Annotated in this window: 18 protein-coding genes; 12 read left to right on the forward strand and 6 right to left on the reverse strand. The window is 66.2% G+C overall.

Translation table 11 applies throughout. The features are described 5' to 3' along the window. Positions 1-40: 40 nt before the first annotated feature. Positions 41-637 (reverse strand): hypothetical protein, encoded by a 597-nt coding sequence (locus tag E3O25_RS13990; protein ID WP_134361432.1) that lies wholly within the window; start codon positions 635-637, stop codon positions 41-43. A gap of 177 nt (positions 638-814) precedes the next feature. Between E3O25_RS13990 and E3O25_RS13995 the strand changes: the two genes are divergently transcribed. From E3O25_RS13995 to E3O25_RS14015, 5 genes are all read left to right on the forward strand, one after another. Then, positions 815-1,993, forward strand: a complete 1,179-nt coding sequence (locus tag E3O25_RS13995) for a MalY/PatB family protein (protein ID WP_092111362.1) — start codon at positions 815-817, stop codon at positions 1,991-1,993. 62 nt (positions 1,994-2,055) lie between these two features. Beyond that, on the forward strand, positions 2,056-3,423 hold the full coding sequence (locus tag E3O25_RS14000) for an O-acetylhomoserine aminocarboxypropyltransferase/cysteine synthase family protein (protein ID WP_134361433.1): 1,368 nt from the start codon (positions 2,056-2,058) through the stop codon (positions 3,421-3,423). A gap of 20 nt (positions 3,424-3,443) precedes the next feature. After that, positions 3,444-4,001, forward strand: a complete 558-nt coding sequence (locus E3O25_RS14005) for a hypothetical protein (protein WP_092111367.1) — start codon at positions 3,444-3,446, stop codon at positions 3,999-4,001. Continuing rightward, entirely contained in the window at positions 4,001-5,944 is a 1,944-nt protein-coding gene (locus tag E3O25_RS14010) for an ATP-binding cassette domain-containing protein (RefSeq protein ID WP_134361434.1), read from the forward strand. Before E3O25_RS14005 ends, E3O25_RS14010 begins: the two co-directional genes overlap by 1 nt. Beyond that, positions 5,941-6,738: an ECF transporter S component gene (locus E3O25_RS14015; protein ID WP_134361435.1), complete on the forward strand. Its 798-nt coding sequence runs from the start codon at positions 5,941-5,943 to the stop codon at positions 6,736-6,738. Before E3O25_RS14010 ends, E3O25_RS14015 begins: the two co-directional genes overlap by 4 nt. Before the next feature lie 154 nt (positions 6,739-6,892). Here E3O25_RS14015 and metH read toward each other — a convergent pair whose 3' ends face one another. Beyond that, complete coding sequence (gene metH / locus E3O25_RS14020; RefSeq protein WP_134361436.1) at positions 6,893-10,522, reverse strand: methionine synthase; 3,630 nt, start codon at positions 10,520-10,522, stop codon at positions 6,893-6,895. Positions 10,523-10,886: 364 nt separating this feature from the next. Here metH and E3O25_RS14025 point away from each other — a divergent pair, with 364 nt between their 5' ends. Genes E3O25_RS14025 through E3O25_RS14035 form a run of 3 tightly spaced genes read left to right on the forward strand, consistent with a single transcriptional unit; the run spans position 10,887 to position 12,840 of the window. Beyond that, complete coding sequence (locus tag E3O25_RS14025; RefSeq protein WP_134361437.1) at positions 10,887-11,381, forward strand: hypothetical protein; 495 nt, start codon at positions 10,887-10,889, stop codon at positions 11,379-11,381. Continuing rightward, a complete protein-coding gene (locus E3O25_RS14030; RefSeq protein WP_134361438.1) occupies positions 11,381-12,385 on the forward strand; it encodes an MAB_1171c family putative transporter in 1,005 nt (334 codons plus the stop codon). The genes E3O25_RS14025 and E3O25_RS14030 overlap by 1 nt, the downstream gene beginning before the upstream one ends. Next, on the forward strand, positions 12,382-12,840 hold the full coding sequence (locus E3O25_RS14035) for a hypothetical protein (RefSeq protein ID WP_092111379.1): 459 nt from the start codon (positions 12,382-12,384) through the stop codon (positions 12,838-12,840). The genes E3O25_RS14030 and E3O25_RS14035 overlap by 4 nt, the downstream gene beginning before the upstream one ends. A gap of 53 nt (positions 12,841-12,893) precedes the next feature. Here the strand turns inward: E3O25_RS14035 and E3O25_RS14040 are convergent, their stop codons facing one another. Next, on the reverse strand, positions 12,894-13,220 hold the full coding sequence (locus E3O25_RS14040) for an antibiotic biosynthesis monooxygenase (protein ID WP_092111381.1): 327 nt from the start codon (positions 13,218-13,220) through the stop codon (positions 12,894-12,896). A 143-nt stretch (positions 13,221-13,363) separates the two neighbouring features. Here E3O25_RS14040 and E3O25_RS14045 point away from each other — a divergent pair, with 143 nt between their 5' ends. Next, entirely contained in the window at positions 13,364-14,026 is a 663-nt protein-coding gene (locus tag E3O25_RS14045) for a histidine phosphatase family protein (RefSeq protein ID WP_134361439.1), read from the forward strand. A gap of 62 nt (positions 14,027-14,088) precedes the next feature. On the opposite strand, the gene E3O25_RS14050 is transcribed toward E3O25_RS14045, so the two are convergent. From E3O25_RS14050 to E3O25_RS14060, 3 genes are all read right to left on the reverse strand, one after another. Continuing rightward, complete coding sequence (locus tag E3O25_RS14050) at positions 14,089-14,439, reverse strand: MmcQ/YjbR family DNA-binding protein (RefSeq protein WP_092111385.1); 351 nt, start codon at positions 14,437-14,439, stop codon at positions 14,089-14,091. Between the two features lie 9 nt (positions 14,440-14,448). Then, complete coding sequence (locus E3O25_RS14055) at positions 14,449-15,447, reverse strand: LLM class flavin-dependent oxidoreductase (protein ID WP_134361440.1); 999 nt, start codon at positions 15,445-15,447, stop codon at positions 14,449-14,451. A gap of 67 nt (positions 15,448-15,514) precedes the next feature. Beyond that, positions 15,515-15,985 (reverse strand): isoprenylcysteine carboxylmethyltransferase family protein, encoded by a 471-nt coding sequence (locus E3O25_RS14060; protein ID WP_166806029.1) that lies wholly within the window; start codon positions 15,983-15,985, stop codon positions 15,515-15,517. 288 nt (positions 15,986-16,273) lie between these two features. Between E3O25_RS14060 and E3O25_RS14065 the strand changes: the two genes are divergently transcribed. The 3 genes from E3O25_RS14065 (at position 16,274) to E3O25_RS14075 (ending at position 17,653) form a co-directional block, all read left to right on the forward strand. Continuing rightward, a complete protein-coding gene (locus tag E3O25_RS14065) occupies positions 16,274-16,468 on the forward strand; it encodes a hypothetical protein (RefSeq protein WP_092111391.1) in 195 nt (64 codons plus the stop codon). A gap of 192 nt (positions 16,469-16,660) precedes the next feature. Beyond that, positions 16,661-17,347 (forward strand): hypothetical protein, encoded by a 687-nt coding sequence (locus tag E3O25_RS14070; RefSeq protein ID WP_134361442.1) that lies wholly within the window; start codon positions 16,661-16,663, stop codon positions 17,345-17,347. 57 nt (positions 17,348-17,404) lie between these two features. Continuing rightward, the gene (locus tag E3O25_RS14075) at positions 17,405-17,653 is read left to right on the forward strand and encodes a hypothetical protein (RefSeq protein ID WP_134361443.1); all 249 of its coding nucleotides are present in this window, start codon (positions 17,405-17,407) and stop codon (positions 17,651-17,653) included. The last annotated feature ends 13 nt before the right edge of the window (positions 17,654-17,666 follow it).

Here is a 17,666-nt window from a genome sequence, read left to right on the forward strand (position 1 = left end):
CGATCCCGTTGCCATCCACGTTTTGACCTGACGCAACTGCCTACGGGTGCGCGAAGGGCTCGATCGATACCCCCGGCGTTGGAGCACGGAACCCGGGGGTGTCGCAAGACACTTCAACGAGGTAGATCCAGTTGTCGCCGTCGAACCCACCCGTCACTCGCAGTTGGTCGCTGTCAACCAGTCCAGCGAGCTGGGCCCCGTAGGTGAACGAGTCGTAATCCGGATCGAAACTGGTGGCAGGAAAGGTTGACGTCCAGACCCGCGCGTAGCGTTCAGCGGTAGTCAACCAGTCCTCGTCCATATCGAACCAGGAGCTTTTTGCGAAAAAGGCGACTTCGTAGCCGTCTGACCTCGTCTCCCAGTGCGGGGTACCGCTCAAGTCCTCGGACTCGGTCCAGCAGGCGGACTCTGGTGGCGCGGCGCGCTGCACGTCCCACGTTCCCTCGAAGGCATCGAAGGTGGGATGGATGGAGCCCGCGATGGTGTCGGTGATGCTCGACCACTCGGTGAGCCTGCCGCCGGACGCAGCGGTCGGCGACACCTGGGCATCCGTGGGCTGGGAACCGCAGCCGGTAGCGCCCAACAGGAAGATTGAGACCATTGGGAGAACGAGGGCGGTGCTTCGGATGCGGGCCATGCCTTCACCCTAAGACCAGCGTTGCTACGGCGAGTCGGGCGCAGCTCTGACTGAACTCGTTCGGACGAGTGATCCGCTGCGACCGGCCACCGGCAGCATCCGTTTCGGTGTCAAAGTTTGTGTCGAATGTTTACGTGCGTGTTCGCTTATTCGCGCCGGCGGGAACAAGCTGTGGTCATGTCAGTCATCACGGTCGCACCGCTGGAGCATATCCGGCGCGAGCGCAGCAGCATCAAGTGGACTCGGTTTCCCGCCGACGTACTTCCCTTGTTCGTTGCCGAGATGGATTACCCCCTGGCCCCGGAGATCATTGCAACTCTGGTCGAGCGTGTGCAGGCGTCGGATACCGGCTACCTGGACGGACCCGGCCCGCTCGCCCCGGCCTTCGCCGCATTCGCCCTGAAACGCTGGGGCTGGACCGTCGACCCGAGCCACGTGCACCTCGCAACCGACGTGAGCGTCGGCATCGTCGAGGCGCTCCGCCTCGCCGTACCGCCCGGCGGTCGGGTTGCGATCACACCGCCGGTCTATCCGCCCTTCTACGAACTCGTCGAGGAGGCCCTGGCTACCGTCATCGCGACCCCGCTGATCGAGCACGGTGACACCTGGTTGTTTGACTTCGCCGCGCTGGAGAGCAGCTTCGCTGCCGGCATCGATGCCTTTCTCCTGTGCAACCCGCACAACCCGCACGGGATCGTCTGGGCCCCCGACACACTCGAAACGCTCGCCCGGCTCGCTGCTCGCTATGACGTCTTCGTGATCTCCGACGAGATCCATGCCCCACTCACCTACCCGGGCGCCACCTTCACTCCGTTCGCCCCGCTCGCCCTCGCCGCTGGTGCCCGGGCGGTCACCGTGACCAGCGCAAGCAAGGGCTGGAACGTGGCCGGACTCAAGTGCGCCATCGTGATCGCGGCCGATGACGCCACCAACGATCTGCTGGGCCTTCTGCCCGAGGAAGTCGCCTGTCGCACCAGCATCCTCGGCCTGCACGCGAACATCGCCGCGTTCGGTTGTACCGACTGGCTTGACAATGCCATCGATCAAATTGTCGCCAACGATCTACTGCTCTCTGAACTTCTCCGCGAACACCTGCCCGCCGTGATCTATCACCGGCCGCGCGCCAGCTATCTTGCCTGGATGGATCTTCGCCACGTCGGACTGGGGGACAACCCCTATCAGCGCATTCTCGACGACGCCCGCGTCGCCCTCAACAGCGGCGAGTCGTTCGGGCTCGGCGGAGCGGGTTTTGCCCGCCTCAACCTGGCCTGCTCCCCCGACACCCTGCGCGAGGCCGTCGTGCGCATCGCGGCGCTCGTCGCGCGGGAAACCGCCGATACACCGACGGCCGTTTGATGACCACCCGCGCACCAGCGGATGCCCCGCTCCAGCCGCATATTGACGCAACAGGAAGTTCCATGGCCACGCCCGCACCAGCATCCGCTTCGATTCTGAATTCCGACGCTTCCGATGTTGTCGACCCGATCACCGACTGGGACGGCTTCAGCTTCGACACCCGCCAGGTGCACGTCGGCGAATACGCCGACGAGAACCGCGGTGCGCGCATTCCGCCGCTCACCCTGAGCGCCGGCTACGTCTTCGACTCCTTCGACGACGGGGCCGCACGTTTCAACGGCGCCTCGCGCGAACCCATCTACTCTCGGCAGGGCAACCCCACGAACGCGGTCGCCGAGCAGCGTCTGGCATCGCTCGAGGGCGGCACCGCCTGCGTGGCCGTTTCGAGCGGGCAGGCCGCGATCAGCGCCGCCCTGTTCGCCCTGGCCGAGTCGGGCGAGCACATCGTCTCGACCGCGAGCATCTACGGCGGCACCCGCATCCTGCTCGGCCGCAGCTTTCGCCGCATGGGCATCGAGGTCGACTACGTCTGGGACACCGACTCCGACGAAGCCTGGGACGCCGTGATTCGGCCCGAGACCAAAGCCATCTTCACCGAAACCATCCCGAACCCGCGCAACGACGTCGTCGACATTGCCCGCATCGCCGCCGTCGCCCGCCGCCACGGCATCCCGCTCGTCGTCGACAACACCGTCGCCACACCGTACCTGATTCGCCCGTTCGAGCACGGCGCCGACATCGTCGTGCACTCCACCACGAAGTTTCTCAGCGGCCACGGCGCCGGAGTGTCCGGCGCCATCGTCGACGGCGGAACCTTCGACTGGGCGGCGAGTTCACGCCGCTACCCGCTGTTGACTGAGTCGCTGCGCACCGGCCTGCCCTCACTTCTCGACCGCTTCGGGCCGGCCGCCTACGCCCAATACGTGCGGGAGGCCGTCGTCAACGATGTCGGCCCCTCGCTCTCACCGTTCAACGGTTTTCTGCTGCACCAGGGCATCGAAACCCTGTCGCTGCGCATGGAACGCCACGTCGACAACTCCATTGCCATCGCGCACTGGCTCGAAGAACAGCCCGAGGTCGAGGTCGTCGACTACGCCGGCCTGCCGAGCAGCCCGCTGCACGAGATCGCGCAGCGCTACTACAACGGACGAACCGGATCGGTCTTCGCCGTCACCGTCAAGGGCGGCACCCAGGGTGCCCGCGCCTTCACCAACGGACTGCGCGTGTTCAGCCGCATGACCGGAATCGGCGACACCCGCTCAATGGTGCTGCATCCGCTCTCCACGACGCATGCTTCGTTCGCCCCCGACCTGAACGCCCGCCTCGGCATCACCGCCGGGATGCTGCGCCTGTCAGTCGGCATCGAAGCGCTCGATGATCTGTTGCTCGACCTCCGCGGCGGGCTCGACCGAGTCGCCGGCATCCTCTAAACGCTAGGTACCCTGAAGTAATGAAGCTCACCGCGCCAACTTTCACCCCGCCCAGACGCACCTTCGCCACGCTGGGCGCGCTCGTGCTGCTCGCCGCCCTGAGCGGATGCGCCACCACTGCCACCGGCGCTGGCGCCGGTTCGTCAGCATCCGCTACTACCGCGGCGTCCCCGGCCGATTGCACCGGCGTCACCGTTGTCGTCGACTTCGGCACGCTCGACGCCGATACCGTCACCGACTGTGTCGCCGCGACCGAGGCGATTGCCGCGAGCGAATCCCTCGCCACGATCGGCGTCACGACGGAGGGCAGCGTGGAATACGGCGACCAGATCGTCTGCCGCGTCAATGACCGCCCGGCCGCCGACGAAACCGTCGTGGTCGAGGGCCAGGAGTCGTTCACCGAAACCTGTTCCTCGATGCCGCCGGCCTACGCCTACTGGGCTCTCTGGGTGAAGGCCAGCCCCGACGCTGACTGGGACTACGCCATGGAAGGGCTCGGCACGCTCGAGGTCGAACCCGGCCAGTCCGTCGGCCTCGTCTACACCACCGGCACCGAAACTCCCACGCCCGGCAGCTAGTGTTTCGCCTGCGCCTGGCCCCGCTGCGCGCGGCAGTCATGCTCGCCGTCGGCTTCGTGCTGCTGCGGGTCGTCTACCGGGTGGTGTTCGGCGGCGCCGGAGCCGGCCTCGGGCCGGTGCTGCTCGACCTTCCCCGGCTGCAGCTCGACGCACCATTCAGCCACATCACCCTGCTGGGCCCGATCACCCTGCTCGGTCTTGGCAACGCGGCGCTCAGCGCCCTGCCGATCTCCGCCGTCATCGTGTTCTTCGGGCTGCTCAACGCCATCATCAACGTGCAGGCTCTGTTCGCCCGCGGTGCCGGCCGCGGGCCGCTGCGGGCGATTTCCCGTTCGCTCGTGATCGCCTGGGCCACCTTTCCGGCCCTCCTGGAGTCGGTGCGGCGCGTGCGGGTGGCCCGCGCCCTGCGCGGTGAGCGCTCGATCGCGTCCCTGCTCGTGCCGGTTTTTGAGCAGACCATCGAGCGCGCGCTCGCGTTGGCAGCGTCGATGGAGACCCGAGGATTCGCGGCCGCCCGCGTCGTTCCCGGCGTGTGCGAGGCACCGGTAGTCTTAGCCGATGCCGGTTTAAATTTCAGAGGCGACTGGCATCTCGACGATCTCAACGTTACGCTGGCGCCGGGTTCCCTAACGGTGATCGTCGGCGCGACCGGATCGGGAAAGACCAGCCTGCTGCACAGCATGAGCGGCCTGTTCCAGCACTTCTATGACGGCGTGCAGCACGGCAGCATTGACATTGCCGGGGCCGACCGGGCCGCGACTCCCCCGCGCGACACCGCCGGTTGTGTCGGGCTTGTCGCGCAGAACGTGCGCCTCGGCTTTGCCGCCGAAACAGTGCACGACGAGATCGGTTTCGCTTTGGCCGTGCGCAATGTGGCACCATCGATCGTGCACGCCCGGGTGCTCGAGCTTGCCGCGCGACTGCAGCTTGAACATCTGGTCGACCGCCCGATCGAGCAGCTCTCGGCCGGTGAAGCCAGCCTCGTCGCGATCGCCGCCGCCCTCGTCAACCATCCCATCCTGCTGCTCGTCGACGAGCCCCTCGCCGACCTCGACACGAATGCCCGTGAGCGGGTCTGCACCGTGCTCGGCCAACTGGCCCACGAGGCCGGCGTCTGCGTCGTCATCGCCGAACACAACACGAGCGAGTTCGCCCTGGTAGCGGATGCCTGGCTGCAGATTCGAGGCAGCCGCCTGCACGAGGTCCCCCTCGAACAGGTCCTCACGACGGATGATACCGAAGATACCGCACCGAAATCGAACGCGAGCGCGTCTGCGGTGCCGCTTGCGAGCATCCGTCGGCTGAGCGTGCGGCACAAAGACCACCTGGCCGTCGACGCCGTGTCCTTCAACGTGCCGGCCGGCGAGCTCATCGCGCTGCGCGGCAGCAACGGCGCCGGCAAAAGCAGCCTGCTGCGGGCGATCGCGCTGCCGACGGCGGCTGACACCGTGATCGTCGCCGGGCACGATGTCCATTCTTTGAAGCGGCGAACCCGCCGCCAGGCGGTGGCTCTCGTGCCCGAGAACTTTGATGACCTGCTGTTTGCCATCACCGTGGCCGAGGAGTGTCGCCGCGCCGATAGCGGGCTGACCGGCGCTGACACGGCACAGACCTTTGCGCGTCTGCTCGGCTTCGACACTGCAGCGGATGCCACGCCCCTGTTCGAGCGCCACCCGCGCGACCTTTCGGCCGGCGAACGGCTCTGCCTCGTGATGGCCATTCAGCTCGCGGCCCGGCCGGCCCTGTTGCTCGTCGACGAACCCACCCGCGGCCTCGACCACCGGGCGCGCTCCCTCGTAAGCGCTGCGCTTTTCACGGCGGCCGGTCACAGTGCCGCGGTCATCTTCGCCACCCACGACGACGACTTTGCGCGGAGCCTGGCCTCCCGCACCCTGCGCATGCACGCCGGGCGCCTCACCGCTCCCATCGGAGTGCTCTCGTGAGCGTTGTCGTATCGCCGCGCCGCAGCATCCGCTTTACGTCCTGGATTCTCACGGGCGGCAGCGTTCTCGCCGCGGCCGCATTCGCCTGGCCGTTCTTCGTCGGAGCGGTTCCGGCCGACGCGCAGGTCGCGGTTCCGATCGTGGCCTTTGCGCTGATTCCGGCGCTCATCGTGGGCCTCGTCCTCACCCTCGACCGGGAGATGTACACGGCCAAGACCGTGGCGCTGCTCGGTGTGCTCTCGGCCGTCGGCGCCGCGGTGCGCATCGCGGGTGCCGGTGTCGGCGGAGTCGAGGCGGTCTTTGTACTGCTGATTCTGGCCGGTCGGGTCTACGGCGCCCGGTTCGGTTTTCTGCTCGGACTGCTCACCATCGCGGTATCCTCGCTGCTCTGGGGCGGCTTCGGCCCGTGGACTCCGTTCCAGATGTTCGCCTGCGGCTGGGTCGGAGCCGGCGCTGGGCTCCTTCCCCGCTGGTCAATCACCACGGTGCAGCGGTGGCGCATCCGCTGTGAAATCGCCCTTCTGGCCGGCTACGGCGTGGTCGCCTCGTACCTGTTCGGGCTCGCGATGAACCTCTGGTTCTGGCCGTTCGCCGTCGGCAGCGGCAGCGGCATCTCCTACGAGGCCGCCGCCGACCCCGGTCAGAACCTGGCCTCGTTCGCGCTTTACTCGCTCGTCACCTCAACCCTCACCTGGGACACCGTGCGCGCCATCACCACGGTCGTCGGCATCGTCCTAATCGGCCCGGCCGTGCTCGCCGCCCTCCGCCGAGCCCGCCTGGGACCGCGCCGTTGACTCGGCATCCGTTTCACGCCGCGCGCGAGCTGCGCCGGTGCGCGCGAGGCAGAACTCGCGCGCACTGGCGGAAGTCCAGCTGCACGCGATGCGCTGGAGTTCCGGCCAAACCGGAACTCCAGCGCATCGGCGCAACTCCCCCGGGGCCTGCCCGCTACACCGAGAAGTACTTCGCTTCCGGGTGGTGGAACACGAACGCGTCGGTCGACTGCTCGGGGTGCAGCTGCAGCTCTTCCGACAGCACCACTCCCATGCGCTCCGGCTTCAGCAGCTCGACCACCTTGCGGCGATCCTCCATCTCGGGGCAGGCCGGATAGCCGAGCGAGAACCGCGCACCGCGATACTCGAGCTTGAACATGCCGGCGATATCGCTCGGGTCTTCGCCGCCCACACCGAATTCCAAGCGGATGCGCGAGTGCCAGTACTCGGCCAGCGCCTCGGTGAGCTGCATGGTCAGTCCGTTGAGTTCCATATAGTCGCGGTACTGGTTCGCGGCGAACATTTTGGCCGTCACTGAGTCCACGTTCGCGCCGGCGGTGACCAGCTGGAGGGCGACGACATCCGTTTGCCCGGTGTCCCTGGAACGCACAAAGTCGGCCAGGCACAGGTGCTTGTCACGCCGTTGTCGGGGGAAGTTGAACCGCAGGCGGTCGGTACCGAGCTCGCCGCCACTACCGCCATCGGGGGCGAGCAACCCGGCCTGACCGACCAGGCCGGCGGGGTCGTCGCCGTGGTGCAGCACGACCATGTCGTCGCCCTCGGCGACCACGGGAAAGTAGCCGTAGGCCACGGAGGCGTCGAGCATGCCCTCGCCCAGGATGCGGTCGAGCCAGTAGCGCAGGCGAGGCCGGCCGACAGTGTCGACCAGTTCCTGATAGCTGGCGCCGTCTTCGGCCCGGCTGGGCTTGAGCCCCCACTGCCCCATGAACGTGGCGCGTTCGTCGAGAAACGCCGAGAAATCGGCCAGCGCCACACCCTTGACGATGCGGGTGCCCCAGAACGGCGGTACCGGAATCGGGTTATTGCTCGCGACCTCGGAACGCCCGGGCATCTCTTCGGGTTCGGTGAGGGTGAGCAGGCTCTTCTTATGGATGCGCTTCTTCAGCGGCGGCAGCCCGACCGCACGGGGGTCGGCGCCACGGGCGATGGCCACGAGCGGTTCCATCAGGGCGAGACCCTCGAAGGCGTCCCGGGCGTAGCGCACCTGCCCGGCGAAGACGCTGTCCAGGTCGTCCTCGACATAGGAACGGGTGAGGGCGGCGCCACCGAGCAGGATGGGCCATTTGCCGGCGAGTCCGCGGGATTCGAGTTCGAGCAGGTTCTCCTTCATCACGACGGTGGATTTCACGAGCAGCCCGCTCATGCCGATGACGTCGGCGTTGTTCTCTTCGGCGACGCGAATGAACTCAGCGATCGGCTGTTTGATGCCGATGTTGATCACGTCGTAGCCGTTGTTGGTGAGGATGATGTCGACGAGGTTCTTGCCGATGTCGTGCACGTCGCCGCGCACGGTGCCGAGCACGATCGTGCCCTTGCCGGCCGCTTCGGATTTTTCCATGTGCGGCTCCAGCAGGGCGACGGCGGCCTTCATGACCTCCGCGGATTGCAGCACGAACGGCAGCTGCATCTCGCCGCTGCCGAAGCGGGCACCGACGACCTGCATGCCAACGAGCAGGTGCACGTTGACGATGTCGAGGGCGCTGAGCCCGCTGGCCCGGGCGAGGTCGAGGTCGGCTTCCAGGCCCTTGGCCTCGCCGTCGATGATGCGTCGCTCCAGCCGCTCACCCACCGGCAGGGCGGCCAGTTCGGCCGCGCGCTCATCTTTCAGGGCGGCCGAGTCGACGCCGGCGAACAGATCGAGCAGCGCCACGAGCGGGTCGTAGGTGAGGGTACCTTCGGCGTCGTATTCGCGGCGGTCCCAGACCAGGTCGAGCGCCACCTTGCGGCGGTCGTCTGGCACAGAGGCGAGCGGCACGATCTTGGCGGAGTTGACGATAGCGGAGTCGAGTCCCGCCTCGGTGGCTTCGTGCAGAAACACCGAGTTGAGCACCGAACGGGCGGCGGGATTGAGCCCGAACGACACGTTCGAGACGCCGAGGGTGGTGTGGATACCGGGGTACTTCGCCTTGATCTGCCGGATCGCCTCGATGGTCTCGATGCCGTCGCGACGGGTTTCCTCCTGCCCGGTCGCGATGGGAAAGGTCAGCGCGTCGACGATGATGTCCTCGACCCGCATGCCCCACACGTTGACGAGAGTGTCGACCAGCCGGGTGGCGATGCGCACCTTGTGTTCGGCGGTGCGGGCCTGTCCCTCTTCGTCGATGGTCAGCGCGATCACGGCGGCGCCGTGCTCCTTCACGAGCGGCATGATGCGGCCAAACCGCGACGTGGGGCCCTCACCGTCTTCAAAGTTCACCGAGTTGACGACCGGGCGCCCGCCGATGAGTTCCATGCCGGCCTGCAGCACGGCCGGCTCCGTGGAGTCGACGACGAGCGGGAGGGTCGAGGCGCTCGCGAGCCGGGAGACGACCTGTTTCATATCGGCGACACCGTCACGGCCGACGTAGTCGATGCAGACGTCGAGCAGGTGGGCGCCGTCGCGCACCTGGCTGCGGGCGATGTCGACGCAGTCGTCCCAGTTTTCAGCGAGCATGGCATCGCGAAAGGCGCGAGAGCCGTTGGCGTTGGTGCGCTCGCCGATGGCCAGAAAGGCACTGTCCTGGTCAAAGCTGACGTGCTGATAGAGGCTGGCGACGCCGGCATCCGCTTCGAGAACGCGGGGTTTCACGGTGACGCCCCGCAACCGTTCGACCACGGCGGTCATGTGCGCGGGAGTCGTGCCGCAGCATCCGCCGACCAGGCCCAACCCGAACTCCTTCACGAACTGTTCGTGCGCCGTAGCCAGCTGGTCGGGGGTCAGCGGATAGCTCGCGCCGGTCTTGGTCAGCTGCGGCAGGCCGGCGTTGGGCATACAGATCACAGGCACGCGCGAGAACTTACTGAGGTGGCGCAGGTGCTCGCTCATCTCGGTCGGTCCGGTGGCGCAGTTCAGGCCGATCGCGTCGATTCCGAGAGGCTCGAGCGCGGTCAGCGCGGCCCCGATCTCGCTGCCCATCAGCATGGTTCCGGTGGTCTCCACCGTCACCTCGACGAAAATGGGCAAGCGGATGCCGGTCTCGGCAATAGCCTGCTTGCATCCGTTCACCGCGCTCTTGGTCTGCAGCAGGTCCTGCGAGGTCTCGATGAGAAACGCGTCGGCGCCGCCGCGGATGAGGCCGAGCGCCTGCTCGGCGAAGGTGGCCTTGAGGTTGGCGTAGCTGGTGTGGCCGAGGCTCGGCAGTTTCGTGCCGGGGCCCATCGAGCCGAGCACCCAGCGCATCCGGCCGTCGCGGGCTTCGAACTTTTCGGCACTGGTGCGGGCGATCTCGGCGCCGAGCCAGGCGAGTTCCTCGATGCGGTCTTCGATGCCGTAGTCCGACAAGTTTGACCAGTTCGCTCCGAAGGTGTTGGTTTCGATGGCGTCGATGCCCGTCTCGAGGTAGACATCGTGGATGGCCGCGATGATGTCGGGGCGGCTCACGTTGAGGATCTCGTTGCAGCCCTCGAGCTGCTGGTAGTCGTCGAGAGAAGGATTGTGCTCCTGCAGCATGGTGCCCATGGCGCCGTCGGCGATCACCACGGAGTTCGTCACGGCATGCAGCAGGGCCTGGGATCGAGCCGGGAGAGCCGCTTCGACGGGTGATTCGGCGGCAGTTGTTCGCTCGGGCTCTTGGTCGGTGCTCATTGGCTCAGCTTAACGGCGGGTGCAAACGGTCGGTCGCGCCGAAGTAACGTTTCTTAGCCTTCAGCGGATGCGCGCGGCTTTCGGGCCGGAGTACCGCCGCAACTCGGCGCCCCGTGGGGCGCCGAGTGTCGTGCAGGCCGCGTGGCACGCGGCGACTGCCCGATGAGTGACGAAGGACCCCGTGCCAGGCACAGAGATCAGAGCCCCCGCATTATTCGTCACTCACGAGCGTCGCCGCAGCCGCTTCCCCCCGGAAGCCACGTTAGACATGTCTATCCTAACCCTATTTGTGAGGCCGGTACAGACACCCGCTCCGGCCGTACTCGCCGAGCGGTAGGATGAACGGGGCAAATAGGGGGTATCGATGGACTACGCGTCACGCCAGAAACAAGCACACACCATGGTGGCCGCGCTAAACCTGCCCCGACCCCTCACGGCCGACTTGCTGCACCAGCACATGGAAACGATGCGTGGCAAGAAGATCGTGGTGCAGACCGCGACCCCGCGCATGCTTGAGGCTGGGCTGTGTGGGCTCTGGATCGCCGTAGCCGGGGAAAGCTTTGAGCGCATCCACCATGCACCGACCAGCTCGGTGGTGCACCGCCAGCAATTCATCAATCACGAATTCGGCCACATGATCCTCGACCAGGAACAAGAATTGATCTCTGCGGAACGGGTGGCTCTGCTGGCCCCGCTGATTCCTCTGGATGCCATCGCCTACGCACTGTCTCGCAGCCAGTTCACCGACGAGCAGGAGGCTCTCGCCGAGGCCATCGGCGATCAACTGGCCCTCATGATGCTGCACGACGGGCCAGAAGCGGCCCACGGCACTCAAACCGGATTCGGACGCGTGCTCTAGTGCAAACGATTCTGTTCACACTCTCTGCCGTCTTTTGGATCGCCGCCGCGGTGTGTGTCCCGTCGGCGATTCGCGGACGACGCAGGCCACTCCTGCTGTTCCTGACGGTCTTCGCGTTGACCATGACTCTCATGCCCGAGCCGGTGTACCGGCCGGTGGACGCGTTGCTCGGCAACGGCAATGTGACCTACTTCATCTTTCACGCTTTGACCATCGTGGCCATCGCACTCCTCGATGTGATCGTGCAGGAGGCCATGTCGCCGCGCGGCCTCACCCGGGGGCGTCAGCGTGCCACAGTGATGGTCACCGCTGCGATCATCGTCGCGCAAGCTCTGCTTTTCTTCGGCAGCGATTGGCGGATGACCGACGATATCGCCGCGTCGTTCATGCCCCGCTGGGACTTCACCGCCTATGCGGCGACGACGTGGATTGCGATGGGAATCTTCGCGGTGTCCTTCGCCACGGCTTGCGTGGCCGACCTGCGTCGGCAACGCCGCCCGGTCACCCTGATATCCTTGAGCCTGGTGCTGCTCGCCTGCCTGGGTGTGCTCGGCTATGCCATCATCAGTTTGACCAGTGCCGTGCTGGCCGTTCTGTACCCGGACTTCCTGCTGGTCGGCTGGGCGCGCACCACGTATAACCTGGCGCTACTGTTGTCCCCCATCAGCCTCGTTGTCGGCCTGGGACTTTCAGCGACAGCGGACGGGCTGACCGCAGCCGGAAAGAATTTTCGCGACCGGGTGTTGCTCTGGCAGATCACTCCGCTGTGGCAGCGCCTCCTCGCCGACAATCCCGAGCTCAGCATCGAACGCAAGCTCTCCCCCCGACAACTGCTCACCGTGCGCAATCCCGGAGTGCACCTCTATCGGCGGCACGTCGAAATTCGCGACAGCCTGCTGTTGCGCTCCGGGCAGACCGTGACCGCCGACGAACTGGTCATAATCGATCGGGCCGAAGCGCGCACCCAGGCCCGAACCACTACTCTGGCGGGAGTCGCCAAATGAGCGCCGCGCGAGGCGCCGGCGAGGTGAGCCCGCAGCTGGAATTGGCACGCAAGCTCAATCTGCTGCTCGACGTCGTCGTGGCCGAGGGCAACACCCCATACACCTATCGCCAGATCGAAGCGGGCTTGAACGAACGCGGCCTGACCCTCTCGCGAGCACGCTGGGCCTACATGATCACCGGCGAAGGCCCCCTCGTCACCGATCAGGCACTGCTCACCGGCATCGCCGAGTTCTTCCGCATCCCCCCGGAATACATGCTCGGCGACGGCGACCTGCCGGAACGCGTCGACGCTCAACTTGAGTTCGTGAAGAGCCTGCGCGTTCAACGTGTGGTGAGCTTCGCGGCGAGGATGCTCGGGGATGTTTCCCCAGAAACCCTTCGGTCCATCACCGAGCTGCTCGAAACCGAGACCATGGAACCCGCCGATGGGTCGACCTCCGGCCCGCCCGCCTAACCGAACCGGATCGGGGAGCCGGCGCGCCGCGGTCACTGCCGACGAGCACCTGACTAACGGGCGGTACCGCCGGCGATCGTGTACGACCACAGCTCGCTGCTCACACCGACGGGACGCGCGGCCGGTTCGCCTTCCTTCGGCGTCTCACTGCGGTGGCCGTGAGCGAACGACGGCGAACTCACCCAGGCTTGGAACGACTCCTCGTCGGCCCAGCGGGTCACGACGAGCCAGGTCAGGCGGTCATCGGTGGGCTTGAGTAGTTCGAAGCCCTCGAAACCGGGGCGGTCGTCGACGGCGCCGGCGCGCGCGGCGAATCGCTGGGCAAGCTCGTCGCCGCCGTCGCTCGGCACGGTGATGGCGTTGATTTTGATGATCGTCATGGGGCTGCTTCCTGTTGACACGCTCGAAGGTAACTCCACCATGCTGCCACTTTCCGCTGCGCGGACGCGCCATTCCCCGTCACGACAGCTCTAACCGGCCGGGTTCCCTATGCTGCAGGGCCAATGCTTATGCTGGAGACACTATGCGACTTCTCCTGATCCGCCATGGCCAGACTCCCGGCAACGTTCTCGGGCGGCTCGACACCGAGCATCCCGGTCCGGGGTTGACCGATCTCGGTCTGCGTCAGGCCGCCGCCATTCCCGATGCCCTGCGCTCCGACCCCATCGACGCCATTTTTGTGTCGACGCTGCTGCGCACTCACCTGACGGCGCATCCGCTCACCGCCGATCGCGGACTCGACGTGCAGGTCGCGACCGGGCTGCACGAGATCGAAGCGGGGTCACTCGAAGGGCTGCGCGATCGGGCATCCGTTCGCACCTATCTGCAAACCGCGGTGGCCTGGGGTTCCGGTGATCTCGACCAGCGGATGCCCGGCGCTCAAGACGGTCATGACTTCTTTCGACGGTTCGACGCCGACATCGCTGTGGCAGCCGCGACCGCGGACGTCGCTGCTGTGTTCAGCCACGGCGCGGCCATCCGAGTGTGGACCGCAGCCCGCGCGCAGAACGTGCCGGCGACCTTTGCCGGCGAGAACGAACTCGACAACACCGGCGTGGTCGAGCTGACCGGCTCACCCGAGGAGGGCTGGACCCTGCTGTCCTGGGCCGGTCTGCCGGTGGGCGGGATGGCCCTGGCCGACCTGACGGCGGCCGACCCGCTCGGCGAGCCACTCGCCGAGCCGTGATTTTCAGCCCGATTTAAACGATTCAACGGCTCAAAACTCACGGCTCGACGCCGACCGGCGCGCTACTCCAGCTTGGCGCGGGGCACCCTGGGCCGCACGAGCGCGTGGCTGTCGCGCAGCAACTGCTCGACGAGCTCGGCGGGTACCTGGCCGCCGAGCTCGACCGTGATCCAGTGCTTCTTGTTCAGGTGATAGCCCGGCGTGATCCAAAGAGGGAACTCCTCGCGCAGGGCGCGACTCTCCTCCGGATCGCACTTGAGCGACACCGTCAGCGGCTCGCTCGCCAGCGCCGCGAGGGCAAAAATCTTGCCGTTTCCGCTGGTCTTGAACACGCTCGTCTCCTCACCGAACGGAAACGTTTCGATCGCTTGCGGCAGGCTCAGGCAGAGGTCGACGAGCGCGTCGGGGGTCATGTTGCCAGCTCAGGCAGCGACGAGGCTCATAGCATCGGCGGTCAGTTCCACCGAGCGCAGGCGGCCAGCGATGAACGGCGACTGGTGGGCGAGAATGAGTTCGTCGGCTCCGGTTCCCGCGGCGAATTCCTCGAGATAGGCGCGCACCTCTTCGGCCGTGCCGACCGCGGAATAACGCATCATATTGGCGATATTGCGGCCCTCCGGCGTGGTCAGAAAGACGTCGATCTGGTCGTCGCTGTACTCTGGGGTCGCCGGGCCGCGGGAGAGCATGCCGCGTACCCGGGTGCGGCGGGTGGTCTCGAACTGGTGCACGGCATCCGCTTTATCATCGGCCGCGATCACGTTGGCGGCCACGATGAGGTGCGGGGCGGCGAGCTGCTCCGACGGAGTGAAGTCGCGGCGGTAGAGCGCGATGGCGTCGTGCAGCGCATCGGGTGCGAAGTGCGACGCGAAGGCGTAGGGCAGTCCGAGGGCGGCGGCGAGTCCGGCACCGAACAGCGACGACCCCAGAATGTACAGCGGAACATTGGTGCCGGCGCCGGGAACGGCCTGCACGCCGGGCACGATCGATTGGCCGCGCAGGTAGGCCTGCAGCTCCATGACGTCCTGCGGAAACTGGTCGGAAGCGCGCGGGTCGCGGCGCATCGCTCGAGCGGTGTTCTGGTCGCTGCCGGGTGCCCGCCCGAGGCCCAGATCGATGCGGTCGGGGTAGAGCTCGGCGAGGGTGCCGTACTGCTCGGCGATCACGAGGGGAGAGTGGTTGGGCAGCATGACGCCACCGGATCCCAGTCGGATCGTGGCGGTCTGCCCGGCGACGTGGCCGATCAGAATGCTCGTTGCCGACGATCCGATGGTCGGCATGTTGTGGTGCTCGGCATACCAGACGCGCGCGTACCCGTGTTTTTCGGCCGTTTGCGCGAGCGCGACACTCGCCGCGAAGCTCTCCCGAGCGGTCTGCCCGGGGGCAATCGGAGCGAGGTCAAGGATGGAGAGCGGAATAGTCATACTGGGGGCAACACCGTCACGCCGAATTCGTTACCGCAAGCCGCCAACGAACGAGAAATTTCCCGGCTCAGCCGCGCTCGGCCAACCGGCCGACACCGGGGAGGAAACGACCGACGCGCGCACCGTAGGAGCGGTATTCGGGGTGCTCAGCCACGAGCATCCGCTCTTCCCACCGCGTCTTCACCGACAGCAGTGCGACCAGCGCGATCCACACCACCACATGCCAAGCGGATGCCCCCACCAGCACGAGCGCGACACCGCCGGTCATGAGTCCCGCATAAATGGGGCTGCGCATGAGCCCGTAGACGCCCGAAGTGATCAGCGGGGCGCGCTCGCGGGGAATCGGGCTCGCGGTCAATGCCGGCCCGAGTCCTACGACACCGAGCACCGCGAGTGCCGCGCCGACCAGCCCCAACGCGATCGCGGCCACGATGACGCCGATGCCGGTCGACCAGAGCGAGCCGTGCGGCAAAAATACCAATGCCCCGAGCAACAGAAATTGCCCGGCGACCAGGCTGAGCGCGAGTGCACGTTTCATAGTTTGAGGGTACGCCCGCACGGGTAGCGCGCGAATCGAAGTTAACGGTGCATCACCGCCGTGTAACGAAATGAAACAATTTCGCGTCAATGCAGACATTCCGTACGACGGCCACTTACCCTCGTACGAACAGACCAGCTCCGCCAGTATCGTCGGAGAGTGACATTGGGTTTCGATTCCGATCGCGTGCCAACAATTCGCGCACAATCGCGTCGAAGCAACCGCCTGCTGCGGCAGGTGCATTCGCCCGGCAGCTCAGACGAGACGCCCCGCCGAAGTGGATCCACCATGACCGACGATGAACTCCTGCTTGAAATCGACTACACCGGCTACGACAGCTCCTGCCGCGACCCGCACATCACACCGGCCGAAGACCTCGTCGAGTGCCGCCGTCTGCGCGGCCACGACGCTGAAACACACGGCACCCGAGCCGGGGTGCGCGCCATCCGCTGGCAGGCCGGCGCCTCTCCCCTGGCCGCGTAGACGCATCCTCGGGCCGAGCTTAGAAGCTGGGCCCGTGGTCGGAACATGTGCCCGGATACGAGCGCGGCGGAGTATGTGGGTTAGAACCTTCGCAGTCGGATCTCGTCTGCGAGTTTGATGACACAAATTCGCTCATAAATCCCACTTTTTCGATGCCGGCAACCACAACCCACCGTCGGATCGTTAGACAAAATGCTCACGAACGAAGGGGGACACAAGGCCGAAGCGCATGATTCCCGAGCCTCAACTCGCGCCATTTTGCTTGTTGAAAGCATTGAGATTCCCTCGCTTTTGTGTTCGACTTGGAGTAAAATTGGCGTCAAGGAGGCAATGGCGCCCATGTTCATGGAAAACCCGAACGAGACCAGCTCGAACCCAGTCATTGTGGCGGTGGAGCAGGCCCGGGACGCATTGCTTGAGGCTTTGGGCGGAGTGTCCTTCGGGTCCTTGGGCGATGAAGAATCGTTGACTCTTCTGCTCGCCCTCGAAAGCGTCGGCCGGGTGGTCGACGGAGCCCGGGTGCTGTCCACGACGGATGTGCTCCGCCGCTCCGAATACCTCGATGCTTCCGTGGCCACGAATGCCGCTGCGAAAACGGCGGAGCACACATGCGCGACGGCCGCCCCTGGGTTCGCGGCCCCCTACTCTTCGACGCCACCCAAACCTGGCGTCCCGGCGGCCAAAACCGTGCCGCCACCCCCGCCGAAAAACCCAACTGGGAAAAATAGGGCCGGCCGCACGGGAACGACGCTGAGACTGAGTCAGATCATGCCTATGCGAGCTCGACTAGCGAGACGTTTGGGTCCTGCAGGCGGCCAGCGCCGGTTTGCCTTGCTCTCGACGAGCTCGACCAGCGGGATGGCTGCGATACGACATTGATTCGCGTCGAACGCGCATCTTCTGCGCGCGGGATGGGCAGTACTCTGCACTCCCAACGTGCGGGAAGGTAGCGGGAGCGCCTCGTTTGCGCGCACCGACGAAGGGCACAACTACGTTCACCGGTCTCAGCGCGAACCTTTCTGGGCGATCTTCCGCCAGTTCGGCAGCCTTCGAGTCGTGTCCGCCGCGGCCGAGACGCTCGGCCTCGTCGGGTCGCCCAACCTGCCGTTGCCGCTGCTCGGACTTGATCGGGCCGCCCGGAGCGCACTTGAGACGGCCCTGAATACGCTCGGCCTGGGCGCGTAAGCCTACGCCCCGG

It is taken from the genome of Cryobacterium sp. TMT1-3, from assembly GCF_004402315.1.
GTDB classification, from domain to species: Bacteria; Actinomycetota; Actinomycetes; order Actinomycetales; family Microbacteriaceae; genus Cryobacterium; species Cryobacterium luteum.